Source organism: Janibacter sp. HTCC2649 (assembly GCF_000152705.1).
Classification (GTDB): domain Bacteria; phylum Actinomycetota; class Actinomycetes; order Actinomycetales; family Dermatophilaceae; genus Knoellia.
Genome location: NZ_CH672413.1, coordinates 1,180,673 through 1,196,450 on the forward strand (window position 1 = coordinate 1,180,673; position 15,778 = coordinate 1,196,450).

The window sequence follows — 15,778 nt, forward strand, 5'->3', positions numbered from 1 at the left end:
CATGGGTCCCCTCGAAGTCGACAGCACGCCCGCCTGGCTGAGCCGCGAAGAGCTCGACAACGCACGTGAGCGCCTGCCCATCCTCTACGTGGACGCCGTCCCCGTCCGGGTCGACGAGCGTGGAGCCGTCACCGCCGTCGGCCTCCTCCTGCGTGCTTCGAGCGACGGAGACATCCAGCGCGAGCTCGTCTCGGGACGCGTGCTCTATCACGAGCGCGTCCGCGACGCCCTGCTCCGCAACCTCGAGAAGGACCTCGGCCCCATGGCCCTCCCGCAGGTCCCCACCTCCCCCGTGCCCTTCACCGTCGCCGAGTACTTCCCCACCCCCGGCGTCACGCCCTTCCACGACCCACGCCAGCACGCCGTCTCCCTGGCCTTCGTCGTCCCCGTCACCGGCGACTGCGCCCCCCAGCAGGACGCCCTCGACCTCGCCTGGCTCACCCCCGACGAAGCCCTCGCCCCCGGAGTACTAGCCGAGATGGAGAGAGGCCACGGCGTCCTCCTCCGCCAAGCCCTAGCCCACCTGGGCCACCCCGTCTAGACCGATGCCGCAGCCGGCGACCAAAGGGCTGCGAGCGAGAGGTGATCGGCCGAGCAAGCGACGAAAACGCCCGTTCGCCGCTGGCTGGGTCTGGCGGGAGCCGGGAGTGCGCTCAGCGCGCGAGCGGCGGATGGGATTGCGGCGAACGGGCATTTTCGTCGCGCCGAGCGCAGGCGAGCGCGACAACCCGAGCGAGGCGGGTCAGGCTTTGCGGCCTTTGTTGAACTTGTCGACCGTGCGGGTCATGTCGGCGTCGTCCTCGGCCTTGGCCTCTTCGGGTGTGGGTGCCTTGCCGCCGAGTCGGGCGGGCAGGAAGATCAGGTCGTCGCCGGTCATGGGCGGGTAGGCGGCCTGCTGGGCGGCGAGCTGGGCATTCATGACGTCCTGGAGGCGGGCGGTGGCCTCGACGCGGTTCTCGGTCGGATCGAGGTGGATCGGCTCCCCGACCGTGATGAAGATCGGGATCTTGCTGCGCTTGACGTGCTTGGGGGTGTTCTTGCTCCAGACGCGCTGCGAGCCCCAGAGAGTCGTCGGGAGGATGGGAACGCCGGCCTCCTGGGCCATGCGGACTGCGCCCGGCTTGAACTCCTTGAGCTCGAAGGAGCGTGACATCGTCGCCTCGGGGAACACGCCGACGATCTCGCCGTCCTTGAGGGACTGGACGGCGCGGTTGAAGGAGCCGCGACCGTCCTTGCGGTCGACCGGGATGTGCTTCATGCCGCGCATGAGCGGGCCCGCGACGCGGTGGGAGAAGATCGACTGCTTGGCCATGAAGCGCACGAGACGCTTCGAGTCCAGGGCGGCCAGGCCGGCATACGTGAAGTCGAAGTAGCCCGTGTGGTTGATCGCCATCACAGCACCACCGACGCGCGGGACGTGGTGGGCGCCCTCGATCCTGAACTTCAGACCTTGGGCCGCGAACAGGCCACGCGCCGTGGTGATGACCGAGGTGTAGACGGGTTCCATGCCGCCTAGCCTACGGCCCCGTAGGTTGTCCTGGCCTCAGGAGTGCTTGGCCGGGAGCCACCCCAGTTGGACGACCTGGTTGCCCTGGTCACGCGTCACCATGCGGCCACGTCCGGGAGGCTGGAGCGAGCCCTTGACGTTGCCGACCAGTGCGCCCTCGTCGGGCGGGGTGCTGAGCATGATGGCGGGGCTGGCGAGGTCACGCATGGCCTGGAGGACCGGCTCATAGCTCGCCCGCGACGCACCACCGGAGCGGCGGGTGACGACGAGGTGGAGACCGACGTCAGCGGCCTGGGCGAGCAGCGGGATGAGCGGGCGCAACGGTGAGCCCGCCGACGTGACGACGAGGTCGTAGTCGTCCACGAGGATGAACGCCTCGGAGCCGGACCACCAGGAGCGTGCCCGCAGCTGCTCGGGTGTGACATCGGGCCCCGGCAGGCGAGTGCGCAGGAACGCGGTCAGGCCCTCGATCTCGGCCGTCACCTGCTCCTCGGTCGTCATGTATTCGGCGAGGTGCTCGGTGGGGAGTTCACCCAGGAGCGCTCGGCGGTAGTCGACGACGAACAGCTTGGCATCGGCCGGCGTGTAGAGCCGCGCGATCTCGCTGGCGTAGGCGCGCAACATCGCCGACTTGCCCGAGTCGCTGTCGCCGTAGAGGTAGAGGTGGGACTCCTCGGCCACGTTGACGCCGACCGGTTCGAGATTGCTCTCGTTGATGCCGAGGAGCACGCGCTTGTCCCCTGCGCCGGCCTGCTCGCGAATGGCCTCGAGCGAGATCTCCTCGGGGAGGAGTCGGAGCTTGGGCGGACGCGGGCCCTTCCAGGCAGCCGTCACCTTGGCGACGAGATCCTCGACGCCGTCACCCAGGTCCTCGACGCTGCCGGAGTTGTCGATGCGCGGGATGCCCGCGAGGAAGTGGTGCTTGGTCGTCGTGATGCCTCGCCCGGGGCGGCCCTTGGGCACGTTGGCCGAGACCTTGCGGTCGATCTCGGAGTCGCCGGGGTCACCGAGGCCGAGCTCGACCTTGGTGCCGAGGACGTCGCGGATCTGCATCCGGAAGTCCATCCAGCGCGAGGTCGTGATGACGACGTGGATGCCGAAGGTGAGGCCGCGACCGGCGATCCCGCTGATCGTCTGCTCGAGCTCGTCGAACTCCGCCCGGATGGTCGGCCAGCCGTCGACGACGAGGAAGACATCGCCGTAGCCGTCGTTGACGCGACCCTCGGCCCGGCGACTGCGGTAGGTCTCGATCGAGTCGATGCCGTTGGCGCGGAAGTAGGCCTCGCGCTTGTCGATGATGCCGGTGATCTCGGCGACGGTGCGACGCACGACGTCGGGCTCGTTGCGGTTCGCGACACCGGCGACGTGGGCCAGCCCGGCGAAGGGCGTGAACGTGCCGCCACCGAAGTCGAGGACGTAGATCTGCGTCTCGAGGGGGGTCGTCGTGAGCGCCAGGGAGCTGACCAGGGTGCGGGCGAAGGTACTGCGCCCGGTGCGCGGCCCACCGACGACGGCCACGTGGCCGGCAGCGCCGCCCAGACGCAGGACGAAGAGCTCGCGACGCTGCTCGAGCGGACGGTCGACGATGCCCATCGGGATGACGTAGGAACCCTGGGCGCGCCATCGCTTGCTCACGAGGCCCAGCTCCGGATCCGGTGCCAGATCGCCCAGCAGCTGGTCCATGGAGTTGGGGACGTCGAGCGGCGGCAGCCACACCTGGTGCGCGGGACGACCGTGACCCTTCATCCGCGCGACGGCGATGTCGAACACTGCCCTGGTCTCATCCGGCTCGTTGACGGCCTGCGGCTCCTCCTCGACCCGTGAGACCGCCGAGACGGCCTTGGCCGTGGTGAACGGCAGCACCTGCATGTTGGAGCCGGTGCCTCCCGCGGCCGTGCGACGACTGCGACCCTTGGGCGGTCCGGAGACGTATGCCGCCTTGAACTTCAGCAGCGTGGTCTGGTCCGGCTTGAGGTAACCCAGGCCGGGGATGGGCGGCAGCTCGTAGGCGTCGGGCACACCGATGACGGTGCGGGACTCGCCGGCCGAGAAGGTGCGCAGACCGATCCGGTAGGACAGGTGCGACTCCAACCCGCGCAGACGCCCCTCCTCAAGGCGTTGCGACGAGAGCAGCAGGTGCATCGACAGGGATCGACCGAGTCGACCGATGGCCACGAAGAGGTCGGCGAACTCCGGCTTGGCGGACAGCAGCTCGGAGAACTCGTCGGCCACGATGAGCAGGGCCGGGAGTGGCTCGAGGTCCGCGCCACCAGCGCGCGCCTTCTCGTAGTCGGTGACGTTGGAGAAGTTGCCGGCAGAGCGCAAGAGCTCCTGGCGACGGGTCATCTCACCCTGGAGCGCGTCCTGCATGCGCTCGACGAGGGTGAGCTCCTGACCGAGGTTCGTGATGACGGCTGACACGTGTGGCATGTCGGCCATGCCCGCGAAGGTCGCACCGCCCTTGAAGTCGACGAGGACGAAGTTGAGCTGCTCCGAGGAATGGGTCATCGCGAGCGCGAGGACGAGGGTGCGCAGGAGCTCGGACTTGCCGGAACCGGTGGCGCCGATGACGAGGCCGTGCGGCCCCATGCCCTGTTGGGCGGACTCCTTGATGTCGAGGGCGACGACCTGGCCGCTTCCACCGACACCGATCGGCACCCGGAGACGGTCGCGCTGCAGACGCGGCCGCCACGCGGTGGCCGGGTCGAAGTCGCGAACGTCGCCCAGTCCCAGCAGGTCGACGAGCTCGGTGCTCGAGGTGAGCGCGTCACGCACCTCGACCTCACCGCTGACGAACATCGGGGCGAGGCGGCGGGCCGCGGCCTCGGCCTGCGTCACGCTCATCTGGTCGGCGAGGCCTCTTGCGCCGCCACGGCTGAGGCTGAGGATCTCGAACGGAACCTGACCGGCCGGCATACCCTGCCGTGCCGGATCGACGGCGAGACGCAACGTCGTGGTCGAGTCGAGCTCACCCCACTGTTCGGGAAGGTCCAGAACCGTGACACCGAGGACGCCGTCGTCGGTGACGAGCGGGTTGTGGCGTGGGAGCCTGGCGCCGTCGACGATGACGAGCACATGAGGTGTCGGTGGCTGGCCACCCGGTCCGAAGCGCGGCCGGTCGGTGATGTCGTCGGGCAGCAGCTCGAGAAGTTCGTCGATCGACTCGGCGACGAGGCGCATCGGGCCGATCGCGTCGCGTTCACGCGGGCTGAGGGCGTGCGGCAGCCACTTGAGCCAGTCCCACTCGTCGCGCGAGTCCGGGCTCGTCAGCGCGGCCACGATGAGGGAGTCAGGCGAGTGCATGATGGCCGCGTTGACGACCAGGGAGCGAGCGAGAGCACGCGCTGGGCCGGCCTCGCCGGTGACCTGGATCCGCGACCAGGCCGACATCGAGACCGATGCAGGCAGACCGTGCTGCACGCGGTGGGTCGTGAGCAGGCGGTGCAGGCCGGATGCCGCGACCGGGTCGAGCTGAGCCAGGGGCGGGGTCTCGGCGGGTTCGAGGGTGAGGCACAGCGGCTGGGACGTGGTGCCCATGCGCACGTGGAGGAAGTCCTCGTCCTTGGGCAGTCGCTCCCAGACGCGACTCTTCTCCTCCGCGAGGAGGGCGAGTGACGCTGGCGCGGGGTAGTTCCAGAGCCCCGCCTCACGCTGCTTCGCCGCTGCGTCACGGACGGTGCCGCGAACCTCGGCGAGGTACGCGAGGTACTCACGCCGGTTGGAGATGACCTCCGCGTTGTGCTGCTGGCGGGTCCGAAGACCACTCGAGAAGACGAATCCGAGTGAGGCGACGAGGAACATGCCGGCACCGATGATGCCCTTGGGCCCCGGCGACGACAGTGCGACGAAGCCCATCGAGCCCACACTGCCGAGCATCGGCACGGCCTGCATGAGGGTGTTGCTGAGCCCCTCCGCCGGGGTGATCTCCGGCGGTGGCTGCAGGACGATACGTCCCGTGGGGACCGACGGTGCTTCCTGTCGTGTCCCTGCGACTGTGGCGGTCACGCTTTCCTCCCCGAGTACATGTACCGGCTCAACTTATCCCGAGACCGTGGACACGGTGGAGGGTGCCGCACCATGAATCGTCTCGGACGCCTATCCTTCGATGAGGCCAAGGCCGTGTGGACGAGGAGGGGGTTGACGTATGCCGGGTACGGACGCGAGCACGGGGCTCCAGATCAGCCTCACTGCCGGCGGACGTCGCTATGACCTGGTGGTGCCCATGGGCGCGCAGGTCACCGAAGTGCTGTCGGTCCTCGGCATCGCCTCACGCGCCAATCCGCACGCCATCGCGACCCCGAGTGGCCGCGTCCTGGGACCGCACGACACCTTTGACGAGTCGGTGCCGACGGGTTCGGTCCTCACCGTGGTGCCCGTGACGACCCACGCCATCACCCGCGACATCCTCAACCTCGACCGTGGCCGCGGTGCCGGTGGTGCCCGGGCCAGCGCCCCCGCCGGTTCGGGTGGACGCCACCGCGAGGTCGTCGAAGCCCCCCGCACCCCGATCGTGGACGAGTCGACGCGCCGCCGCGGCGAAGCCCCCGCATCGGAAGCCTCCGACGTCACCGCTCCGCGCTCGAGTCTGGGCGCCCCCCGGCCCGCCCGTGCCGTGCACCGCGCCGCCGACCCGGGTCGCCGGACGGCACCGTCGGCAACCGCACCGTTGCCCTCGACCGCTGCTCAGTTCATCTGGTTGGCAGCGGCCTTCGGTGCGGTCATCAGTCTCGTGGCCGCGTGGGGTTTGGCCCACAGCGGTGACAGCACGTCGACGACATCCACCTTCTGGGGCACCACCACCGCGTGGATGCCCACGGTCGCGGCAGCACTCCTCGCCGGCGGCGCCATCGGACTGGCAGCGCTCAGCAACCAGCGGTCCCACCAGTTCGCCGCCGCGGCAACGGCCCCGGCCCTCGGGCTGGCGGCGGGCCTCACACTCCCCCTGCCTGAGTCGCCCGGTCGCGCGTCGGTCGCGGTCGTCGCCGGATGCGCCGTGGCGGTCCTCGCCCTCGCGATCACCAGGACCCGGGTGGCGGTCGACTCTCCCGGCGACAGGACCGTCATGTCGGCGATCGGGGGCCTGGGACTGCTCGTCGGGTTGGGCACCGTCCTCGACTGGTCGGGCACCTCGATCGCCGCACTCGTCACCGGACTCGGGCCACTGCTGATCCGCTTGCTTCCCACGACGAGCCTCACGGTCGATCTCAACCAGCTGGTCGACACCGAGCGGCTCTCCACCACGATCTGGTCCGTGCGCGAGCGTGGAGCCGGCCGTCGTCAACGCATCACGCGTGGCGACATGCGAGCGCGGTTCGAAGCCGCCCGGGAGATCGTGGCCATCGGCACGGCATACCTCTCACTGTCCACGGCGGTCAGTGGTTGGCTGCTCGTGACCACCCCGGCACGCGACAGCGTGACCCGCTGGGGAACCGTGGCCGTCCTCGTCGTCGCGGCGCTCGCCTGCGGCTACCAGTCGCGGTCCGTGCGCGACCGCCTCCCCCGCTACAGCATGCTGGCCGCGTGCGGCTCCCTGTTGCTCGCCGCCGCTGTCGCCCTGCTTGCCACGGGCTGGTCCGGGGCCACCCTCGTGGTCTTCCTCGCCGCCACGGCCATCGCCTGGATCAGCGTCGTCAGCGCCTCCGCCATCGTGCAGGGCTATCGCTCAACCCGGATGTCCCGGTTCGCGGACTCCATCGAGACCATGACAGTGGCGCTCTGCCTGCCTCTGGGCATCGTCGCCGCTGGCGGCGTGGAAGCAATCCGGCGGATGACCTCGGGTTGAGGCCATCCGCCGGATGACTCGCTGACACGTCAGTTCGGTGACACTGAAACCACGGCGACACCGCGACGGTCAGCGTTGGAGTCGGGTCACTCCCAGACCTGAGGGCTGGACTCCTCAGTGCCCTCGAACCACTTCTCTTCGTCCTCGGTGGTCAGCGTGTCGACGTCCTCCGGCTGACCGTTCTTGTCACCCTTGCGAGCCCCACCGGATCCGGCCGCACCCATGGAACCGCGACCGCCGCCACGGGCGCCCGCCTTGCCCGAGCCAGCGCCCTTGCCTGCTCCCGAGCCCTTGCCGGCCTGTCCTCCACCGCCAGCGGCACCGTTGCTGCCCAGCTTCGGAACGCCGTAGCGACCCGAGCCGGTTGCACCCTTGACCGCGCTGCCCCGGGCCGAGGCTCCGCCGCGAGCGGACGCCCCGCCACCACCGGGGACGGCCCCTCCGGGACGTCCAACTGCGCCAGCTCGCATGGCCGAGCCGCGAGCGCCGGTTGCCGCACCCCCACGGGCCGCGCCACCGTTCGAGAACATGCCGCCAGCGCCGCCACGGAGCATTCCACCGAGACCGGCTGCACCGCCGATGCCGCCAGCCGCAATTCCGCCCGCCCCGACACCACTGCCGCCACCGGTCGGATAACCGCCCGTCGAGCCACCAGGACCCGTCCCTGTGGAGATTCCCGTTGAACCGGTGGTCTGCCCGTCAGAGCCGATCGGGTCGAGGATCGGTTCCACCGGCGGCGGGTACCCGGTGCAGATCTCGATGACCGGGTCCACGGGTTCGTTGGGCTTCACCGGCCTGATGTCGTCCGTGTTCCCACCGTCATCGACAGGGTGGCCCTGCCCGATGACCACAGCGTGGCCACCCGTGAGGTAACCACCCGAGGTGGGCGACTGCGAGGCCGTCCCCGGCGTGCTGGTCGAGGGCGCTGGACCGTTGTTGCTGTAGGGAGTCTCGGTGTCGCTCTTCGGCTTGATCGGCATCGTGGCCGTGGCGGTGTCCGTCTGCTCGCCCAACGTCTCGAGGATCGCCTTGGCCTTGGTGTTGCGCTCCTCCCAGAGCACGTCCTCGGCTGCTGCTGCAGCCTCGGGATCCCGCACGCTGTAGGCCGCGATGTTGTCCGCCGTGGGCAGGTAGGGAGCCGGAAGACGCTTGTGGTCATCAGGGTCGACGTAGGTCGAGATGCTCGCGACGTCGCTGTAGTACGAAGACTTCGCCTCGGTGACCGCGGTGTAGACTTGGCCCAGGCTCTTGTCGACGTCGGCGACCTTGGTGGCATGGCCGTCGAGGGTGTCGCTGAGCTTCTTCAGGCTCGCGAGCGCGGCGTCGGCCGCCGGTCCGGTCCAGCCCTTGCCACCGTCAGCGGGCGCCTGGAGCTCGCCACGAACATTGCTGACATCCTTGGACAGGTCATCCAACCGCTTCTTGGCGTCCTGCCAGTTCGTCTGCGTCATCGAGATCGACCCGATCTGGACGTCGAAGATCTTGAAGAGCTCGCGCTCGTAGTGCTTGGCCTTGGCATTGAGCGTGGGTCCGCCCCCGCCCTCGTCAATTCTGACCATGGCTGTGCTCCTTTGTCGTGGCTGCGGCCCCATCCGCCGCAGCCTGTGTGTCGTGCGTGTCGTTGAGGTTTGTGTCGTTCGCGTGCGAGTCAGGGGTCAGTGTTGGTGCGGCGGGACCAGCGGACGCGGCCGAGCGCCGACGGACCAGGAACGCTGCCCCGCCGACGACCAGGATGGCCAGACCTGCCAGGACCGGCCAGAGGATGCCCGACCCCGACCCGGACTGAGGGGCCTTGTCGGAGGTGGCTGCGCCCTCGGTACTCGGCGTGGCCGACGAGATCGAGGACGTCGAGGCGCTGGGCCCCGCAGAAACGGATGTCTGGCTCGTCGCTGCAGCGATCTCCTGGATCGTCGGCTCGGCGAGGCTGTCGTCGACGACCATCGGATTCGTGTCCGGCAACGACTCGACATCGAGCTTGACTGCGTCGGCCGGAGCAGCGATTCCGAAGCCGTAGGACTCGGTCTTGCCGCTGGCTTTCGGCAGGTTGCTTCCCACGCGACGGAACCACGTGAAGTACTTGCCGTCCTTGGCACGGAGGCCGATGGCGTCCTTGGCTGCCTGAAGGACCTGGTTTCCGGTGGCGTCCGGGTGCGCGGACCACACTGCGGCAAGCCCCCCGGCGGTGATGGCTGTGGCCTGCGAGCTGCCGTCGGAGATGACGTCGCTGCGCCATCCCGACGGCGTCCAGGCACCTGCCGCGACCTTGGTCCCGGGAGCCGCGAAGTCGACGAAGTCGCTCTTGCGCATCGCACTGTCGTCGAGGTTCCCTGCGGCGTCGACGTGGGTCACGGTGACGACGCCATTCCCGATGCCGGGCCAGAAGACCTTGCGGGTGTCGTTGTTCGTGGACGCCACGACGATCGTGCCGGCTCGGTAGGCCTCGAGCAGGGCCGGTGCGAACTCCGCGCTGTAGTCCGTGGTCAGGCTGATGCTGATGACCTTGGCGCCATCCTTGACGGCCTGGCGGATGGCCCGTGCCGTCGCCTCACCGACCACGCTGATGCTGGCGTCCTTGAGCCCGCAGGACAGGTCCTCCGGATCGGTGTCCGACGGGAAGGTCACGGCGTAGTGGCGCAGGGTGGCTCTGGGCGCAATGCCCGCGATGCCCCGTCCTCCGGATGCGGTGCCCTTGCCGCTGCCGACGATCAGTGAAGCCATTCTCGTGGCGTGGTCAGCGGCGGCGCCCCTGACCGTGGCGGGGCGCAGTCCGCCGCCTGGGGCGACGCACTCAGTCGTGGACGAGGCCACCCGACCCTTGAGCTCGGGAACGCTGGAGTCAAGGGGGCCGTCGATGAGGGCCACCGTCACCCCCTGGCCAGCACCGCTGCGATTCAGCTCGTCCACACCCATGGCGGCACGCCACCACTGTCCGTCGTCGAGAGCGTCAGCAGAGGCAGACGGAGCAGCGGCGAGCAGGCTCGCGCAGGTGGCAGCGCTGAGTGCGGCCGCGACGAGGCCGCGACCGGCACGATGACACCGAAGGACAGTCATGGTCACGGAAGAGGTGGCTCTTGTCCCGGCCCGGACACGGGCACTTCACCCTCACTCTGGGTGTCAGGATTCTCGCCGGTCGGCACCTCGCCACCGGGCGTCTGCTCACCAGGAGTCTCGGCACCGGGCGTCTCGGCAGATGCGGCCGTCGCTGCAGCTTCCTGTGCTGCTGGGGTCGACGAGGCCTGCTCCTGGTTGCTCGTGCTCTCGAGGGGGCCCCGCTCCCACTTCTGCCAGAGCTCGACGAAGGCAGCACCGGCCGTGTCGTCGTGGTCCTTCATCTGCCTGGCAGACGTCTTGATCCCCTCTGCCACGGCGTCGAGGTCAGCCTTGGCACCGCGCATCGTCTCGACGTAGATCTGCCGCACCTCGGTGAAGACACGACCGTAGTCCTTGAGGCGCTGGAGATCACCGAAGGAGGCCTCGTCAGCGGCTCCGTCCCGGATCTTGACGAGACCATCATGGGAAGAGGTCTCCCACGTGGTCTGCCTCGTGTTGGCCAAGGTGTTCATGTACTCGGTCGGGTACTCGACGTCTTCGCCTGCCATGGCTTCCTCCCCTGATTCTCTGCGACATTAATGTGCCGTTGCTCCACTGCTCACCGCTGTACGGCTCACCAGCGTGCGTCGCTGGGACGCAGTCCGTGCCGACACCCCTGTCGTAGGGATGTCGGCACGGACCCAACTGTTCATGACCGTTTGGTCAGCTCCAGCTGTTCTTGTTCCTGAGCTCGCCCGCGAGGTAGTTCTCCTTGGACGTCTGGACAGCCGTCTTGATGTCAAGCAGGAGCTGGTTGAGGTCTTCGACCTCACCGTTCCACTTGCGCTTGACGTCCTCGAACGCCTGCTTGGCGCCGGCTTCCCACTCGCCCATGTGGGGCTTCATGTCGTTCTCCATGTCAGTGACCTTGCTCTTCAGGTCATTGACACCCTTGACCATGGCGTCGATGAGGGTGTCAATCCCGCCACCGGCAACCTTGATGTCCTGGCCACTCATCACTTACCACCCATCTGCGACGTGTACTTGCTGAGCATGTCGGACGCGCCCTGGTCGTCCGCGGTGTACTGCTTGTCGTTCGCCACGAGGTTCTCGCGGAAGTTGTCGAGGATGTCGACGAGGTCCTTCGCCTGAACGGTCCATGCGTTCTGGACGTTCTGGAAGGCGCCAGCACCTGCACCCTGCCAGTGCGCCTTGACCTCTTCCATCTGACCCTGAAGCGTGCCGAGCTTGGTCTTGAGGTCGGTCCTCGCCTGGTCGACGATCCCCGCACTCTTGGCGATTGCTCCGGCGCCAACGCTGTGTGTCGTGTTGCCCATGCCACTTCCCTTCTCTCAATTGGTCCCTTGAGGACCTCGGTGGTCCTACCGACCACTCCTGGTGGTTGGACCCCGGCTTGCTGTTCCCCCGAAGTCCTGACAAGGAAGACCATACGGGGGACCAACGCACGAGGCCATGGGGAGAACTCCCCGTCTATGCTCGGGTTCGATCTCCGCTGCGGCGGGGCGAACCACAGCAGGCATGATCGGGGAGGATCACACTCGTGAGTCAGAGCACGGCGACGTCACTCGTCAGGCTGTCCGTGACATCGGGGACGCGACGGGCTGATCTCGGCATCCCCGGCTCCATCCCCGTGGCAGAGGTCATCCCTGACCTCGCGCGTGAGCTGGGCGTCCTCGACGCGCACTCCGCCAGCATGGGATACCGCCTCGTCCGCGCCGACGGACTCGTCGTCGAGAGCGACAGAAGCCTTGCGGCACAGGGGATTGAGGACGGAGCCGTCCTGGCCCTCGAGCCCAACCGCCCCGATGACGAGAAGGTCTACGACGACGTCGTCGAAGCAGTTGCCGACCTCGTCGAGACCCAGTTCACGCCGTGGACCCCGGCGCACAGCGCCGGCACAGCGGTCGGTGCATCGGTCGTCCTCTTCCTTGCCGCGGCATACGCACTCTTCACAGCCCGCGACAGCGGCATCCTCATCGCGGCCCTCGCGGGCGTGTGCGCGCTGCTCCTCGTCGGAGCAGCTGCTGTCCTCGCGCACGTGCGCAACCAGCCTTCCGCTGCGGTTGCGCTCGCGCTGACTGCGGTGGCGTATGCCGGCGTGTCGGGTTACGCCGCCGTGCCCGACGCCCGCTTGTGGGGCGAGGGCCTGGTGTATGCCGGGGCCGGCGTCATCGTCGTCGGTGTCCTCGGTGCGGTGGCTGTCACCCACCACCGACTGCTCGTCGCAACCACCGCCGTCGTCGGCCTGGCCATGGCTGCTCTCGGCGCTCTCAACCACTTCGCGGGCTGGGACCTGACCGCGATCGCTGCCGTCGTGTTCGTCATCGCGGCGGTCGCCGGCAACGTCCTGCCCTGGGTCGGCATCTCCTCGAGCCGCCTCACGACACACCCGCCCAAGACCGACCTCGAGATCTATGGAGACACACCCGAGGTGGAACGCGAGCGCGTGCGCGATCAGGTCGCAGCCGGCCACGAGCTCATGGTCGGCCTCGGAGTCGCGAGCGCCGGCGTCATGATCCTGTGCACCCCGCAACTCGTCAGCTCGGGCGCGCCCGGTGCTCTGCTCACCTTCGTCGGTTTCATCGCCACCCTGCTGCGTACCCGCCACAGCCGCACGCGCACCACGGTGCTCATCGCCATGATCGCCGGGGTCACGGGTGTGGCCGTCGCGGCCGTCGCCGCGGCCCAGACCCATCCCGACTGGCGACCCATCCTTGCGCTCGCGCTGGCCGTCGCCGCCGCCCTCGTCGTGGGGATGGCCCTGGTCCTCCCCCGCACGCGGGTGCAGATGGGTCGGATCGCCGACGCCGTCGAAGGCATCGCCCTCGTCGCCCTCGTGCCCCTGGCGGCTTTTGCCGTCGGGCTCCTCTGAGGCGGCGCGATGGCAACCAAGAAGGACCTCGTCGAGGCCCAGTCGTTCAGCAAGCGTCGGCTGACGACAGCGTTCGTGAGCGGTGCACCGGGTGGGCGTGAGGTCGAGCCGCACCGGCCGATGAAGGCCGTCATCGGTGGCTTGGCGCTCACCGTCGTCCTCGTGCTCGGCAGCCTCGCGTTCGGCTGGCTCAAGGGCTCCTTGCCGCAGAACTGGGGCGACAACAAGCTGGTCATCGCGAAGACGAGCGGCGCCCGCTACGTCTCCATCAAGGAGACTCTGCACCCCGTCCTCAACACCACGAGTGCACGCCTGCTCATCCCGGCCAACAGCTTCGAGGTCATCACCGTGGCCGATGACAAGCTGGCGACCAAGAAGCGCGGCAGCACGATCGGCATCCTCGGTGCACCCGACTCACTCACTCCTCCCAAGTCGCTGACGAACACCGGGTGGGTCTCCTGCCTCGGCGGCGACGGCGGAGTCGCCACCTCCGTCGGCGCGTCGGTCAGGAGCACTCCCGCCGGAGTCGGCGCGTCCGTGGTGATGACGGGTCGGCAGCCGTTCATCCTCGCCGGGGGGATGCGCTACCCCGTGAGCGCGAAGAACCTCTCCGCCGTGACGATCGCGCTCGGGCTCGATGGCAGCGCGGCGCGCCAGGCGCCGGCCGTGTGGACCAACCTGTTCGCCCTCGGACCTGAGATCGCGCCCCTGAGCATCCCGGGGTTCGGCAAGGCCGCGCCGGCCCTTCCGCCCGGAGCGACCGTGGGTTCGGTCCTTGCGGTGAGCAACGCGGGCCAGACCGCCCGCCGCTACCTCGTCAACCCTGCGGGTGAGCTCGAGCCCCTTCCGGACTTCGCTCACGCCATCTACCGGATCGGCTCGGGCAGCAACACCGAGGACCTGCCCGTGACTCCGGCACAGGTGACGCAGCTCAAGGTGCAACCCCAGCGGGTGGCACCCACCCAGTGGCCGACGGCACTGCCCACCCTGGTGTCAGAGACGCCGTGCGCCAAGCTCACTGCGGCCACCGGAACGCGACCCTCCGTGACCCTGTCCACGTCGGAGTCGGTCAAGCCCGAGGCCGGCGCCAACAAGGTGGCCGTTGACCTCGGAACCGGGGCCCTGGTGCGCGCTGTCGGCGCCGGTTCGATCAGCGCCGGTCCGCTCCTGGCGATCGACCAGACCGGGACGTCCTACGCCATCGACGGCTCGACACCGGACCTCCTGCAGCGCCTCGGCTACGAGCCCGTCGACGTGGCCCCCGTGCCCCAGGCCTGGGCCGAGCTCTTCCACACCGGGCCGGTCCTCAGCGTCAAGGCCGCCCAGACGACCGTGGCCGCCGCGTCGTGACCCGTCCTTCGATGGGTGTCGCCGCGACCCTCGGCGCCCTCGCACTGGGGGTGAGCGGACTCGTCGTCCCGTCAGCCACTCCGATGGCCCACGCCGAAGTGCGCGCCTGCACGGAGAATCAGACCCGCTACATCACCGAGACTCCCCCGGCCCTGGCTCGGCTCGGCGCCACGCAGTCCTGGACGCTGTCCACGGGCAAGGGCGTCGTCGTGGCCATCGTCGACTCCGGCGTCCAGGCCAACAACGTCCACTTCCCCGCAGGGTCGGTCCTCACCGGCAAGAGCTTCGTCGGTGGCTCCGCGACGACGGACGAGACCGGCCACGGCACGGCCCTCGCCGGCATCATCGCCGCTCGCAGCATCGGTGAGAGGTCCGGCGTCGTCGGCGTGGCCAAGGACGCCCAGATCCTCCCCGTGAAGATCACCGGCGGCGAAGGTGGCGACCCGGAGCAGCAGCGCTCCGCCAACCTTGCTGCGGGAATCCTGTATGCCGTCTCGGCCAAGGCCGATGTCATCAACCTCTCGCTCTCGACGACGGGCAACCGGGCCGACATCCGTGCCGCGGTCGCTGCCGCGGTCAAGGCCGGAATCATCGTCATCGCCTCCGGCGGCAACCGCGAGCAGGGAGCGGACGTGAAGGACGGCGTGCGCTACCCCGCCGGCTACCCCGGAGTCATCGGGGTTGCGGCGACCACGACCGGTGACGTGGTGGGCGCGAACTCCATCCACGGTCCGCAGATCGACCTCGCGGCGCCGGGCGACAACGTCATCACGACCTTCCGGCAGTGGGGCGACTGCGTCTTCTCCGAGGCGCAGCAGTCGAGCAGCTATGCCACGGCCTATGTCAGCGGTGCGGCCGCCCTGTTGAAGCAGGAGTTCCCCGCTGCCTCCCCCGACGAGATCGGCTATCGCCTCACGGCGACGGCATCGCGCGGCTCGCGCACCGCCCGCGACGACGTCGCCGGATGGGGCGTCGTGCAGCCGTACGAAGCCATGACCGCAGAGCTCGACAACAGCGTGGCCGGTCCCGTGCCCCCGGGTGGGACCCCTCGGGCCACACCACGGCCCAAGGTCTCGACCGTCGACCTCACACCAGCGCCCGACCCGCGCGCACCCGACCGGGGCGCTGTCCAGTGGCTCCTCCTCGGTGTCGGCGCCTCCGTCCTCGGCCTCGCCATGGCCAGGATGCTGCGCAGGTCCACCCACGCCTGACCCCT

General features: G+C 69.1%; 12 protein-coding genes. 5 read left to right on the forward strand and 7 right to left on the reverse strand.

The window, feature by feature from the left end:
* Position 1: 1 nt before the first annotated feature.
* Positions 2-541, forward strand: coding sequence for an NUDIX hydrolase family protein (locus tag JNB_RS05635; RefSeq protein ID WP_009775455.1), 540 nt, complete (start codon positions 2-4; stop codon positions 539-541).
* Positions 542-742: 201 nt separating this feature from the next.
* On the opposite strand, the gene JNB_RS05640 is transcribed toward JNB_RS05635, so the two are convergent.
* Together JNB_RS05640 and JNB_RS05645 are read right to left on the reverse strand one after the other, a co-directional pair.
* A complete protein-coding gene (locus JNB_RS05640) occupies positions 743-1,507 on the reverse strand; it encodes a 1-acyl-sn-glycerol-3-phosphate acyltransferase (protein ID WP_009775456.1) in 765 nt (254 codons plus the stop codon).
* Positions 1,508-1,543: 36 nt separating this feature from the next.
* Positions 1,544-5,512, reverse strand: a complete 3,969-nt coding sequence (locus JNB_RS05645) for a type VII secretion protein EccC (protein ID WP_009775457.1) — start codon at positions 5,510-5,512, stop codon at positions 1,544-1,546.
* 139 nt (positions 5,513-5,651) lie between these two features.
* Here JNB_RS05645 and JNB_RS05650 point away from each other — a divergent pair, with 139 nt between their 5' ends.
* Entirely contained in the window at positions 5,652-7,289 is a 1,638-nt protein-coding gene (locus tag JNB_RS05650) for a hypothetical protein (RefSeq protein WP_009775458.1), read from the forward strand.
* An 86-nt stretch (positions 7,290-7,375) separates the two neighbouring features.
* On the opposite strand, the gene JNB_RS21455 is transcribed toward JNB_RS05650, so the two are convergent.
* From JNB_RS21455 to JNB_RS05675, 5 genes are all read right to left on the reverse strand, one after another.
* The gene (locus tag JNB_RS21455) at positions 7,376-8,848 is read right to left on the reverse strand and encodes a hypothetical protein (protein ID WP_009775459.1); all 1,473 of its coding nucleotides are present in this window, start codon (positions 8,846-8,848) and stop codon (positions 7,376-7,378) included.
* The gene (locus JNB_RS05660) at positions 8,835-10,340 is read right to left on the reverse strand and encodes a S8/S53 family peptidase (protein ID WP_040883622.1); all 1,506 of its coding nucleotides are present in this window, start codon (positions 10,338-10,340) and stop codon (positions 8,835-8,837) included. Before JNB_RS05660 ends, JNB_RS21455 begins: the two co-directional genes overlap by 14 nt.
* 2 nt (positions 10,341-10,342) lie before the next feature.
* Positions 10,343-10,888 (reverse strand): hypothetical protein, encoded by a 546-nt coding sequence (locus JNB_RS05665; RefSeq protein WP_009775461.1) that lies wholly within the window; start codon positions 10,886-10,888, stop codon positions 10,343-10,345.
* A 154-nt stretch (positions 10,889-11,042) separates the two neighbouring features.
* Positions 11,043-11,336, reverse strand: coding sequence for a WXG100 family type VII secretion target (locus JNB_RS05670; protein ID WP_009775462.1), 294 nt, complete (start codon positions 11,334-11,336; stop codon positions 11,043-11,045).
* Complete coding sequence (locus JNB_RS05675; protein ID WP_009775463.1) at positions 11,336-11,656, reverse strand: WXG100 family type VII secretion target; 321 nt, start codon at positions 11,654-11,656, stop codon at positions 11,336-11,338. The genes JNB_RS05670 and JNB_RS05675 overlap by 1 nt, the downstream gene beginning before the upstream one ends.
* 224 nt (positions 11,657-11,880) lie before the next feature.
* Between JNB_RS05675 and eccD the strand changes: the two genes are divergently transcribed.
* From eccD to JNB_RS05690, 3 genes are read left to right on the forward strand one after another with little or no spacing between them, the layout of a single operon-like run.
* A complete protein-coding gene (eccD, locus tag JNB_RS05680; protein ID WP_009775464.1) occupies positions 11,881-13,212 on the forward strand; it encodes a type VII secretion integral membrane protein EccD in 1,332 nt (443 codons plus the stop codon).
* Positions 13,213-13,221: 9 nt separating this feature from the next.
* Positions 13,222-14,562 carry a type VII secretion protein EccB gene (gene eccB / locus JNB_RS05685; RefSeq protein ID WP_009775465.1) on the forward strand — a complete coding sequence of 447 codons (1,341 nt, stop codon included), beginning with the start codon at positions 13,222-13,224 and terminating at the stop codon, positions 14,560-14,562.
* Positions 14,559-15,773, forward strand: a complete 1,215-nt coding sequence (locus tag JNB_RS05690) for a S8 family serine peptidase (RefSeq protein ID WP_148232330.1) — start codon at positions 14,559-14,561, stop codon at positions 15,771-15,773. The genes eccB and JNB_RS05690 overlap by 4 nt, the downstream gene beginning before the upstream one ends.
* Positions 15,774-15,778: the final 5 nt, after the last annotated feature.

What these genes read in the sequence shown, in the direction of transcription:
- JNB_RS05635 (WP_009775455.1), top strand. Translation starts at nt 2, where the DNA reads ATGGGTCCCCTCGAAGTCGACAGCACGCCCGCCTGGCTGAGCCGCGAA.
- JNB_RS05640 (WP_009775456.1), bottom strand. Translation starts at nt 1,507, where the DNA reads ATGGAACCCGTCTACACCTCGGTCATCACCACGGCGCGTGGCCTGTTC.
- JNB_RS05650 (WP_009775458.1), top strand. Translation starts at nt 5,652, where the DNA reads ATGCCGGGTACGGACGCGAGCACGGGGCTCCAGATCAGCCTCACTGCC.
- JNB_RS21455 (WP_009775459.1), bottom strand. Translation starts at nt 8,848, where the DNA reads ATGGTCAGAATTGACGAGGGCGGGGGCGGACCCACGCTCAATGCCAAG.
- JNB_RS05660 (WP_040883622.1), bottom strand. Translation starts at nt 10,340, where the DNA reads ATGACTGTCCTTCGGTGTCATCGTGCCGGTCGCGGCCTCGTCGCGGCC.
- JNB_RS05665 (WP_009775461.1), bottom strand. Translation starts at nt 10,888, where the DNA reads ATGGCAGGCGAAGACGTCGAGTACCCGACCGAGTACATGAACACCTTG.
- JNB_RS05670 (WP_009775462.1), bottom strand. Translation starts at nt 11,336, where the DNA reads ATGAGTGGCCAGGACATCAAGGTTGCCGGTGGCGGGATTGACACCCTC.
- JNB_RS05675 (WP_009775463.1), bottom strand. Translation starts at nt 11,656, where the DNA reads ATGGGCAACACGACACACAGCGTTGGCGCCGGAGCAATCGCCAAGAGT.
- eccB (WP_009775465.1), top strand. Translation starts at nt 13,222, where the DNA reads ATGGCAACCAAGAAGGACCTCGTCGAGGCCCAGTCGTTCAGCAAGCGT.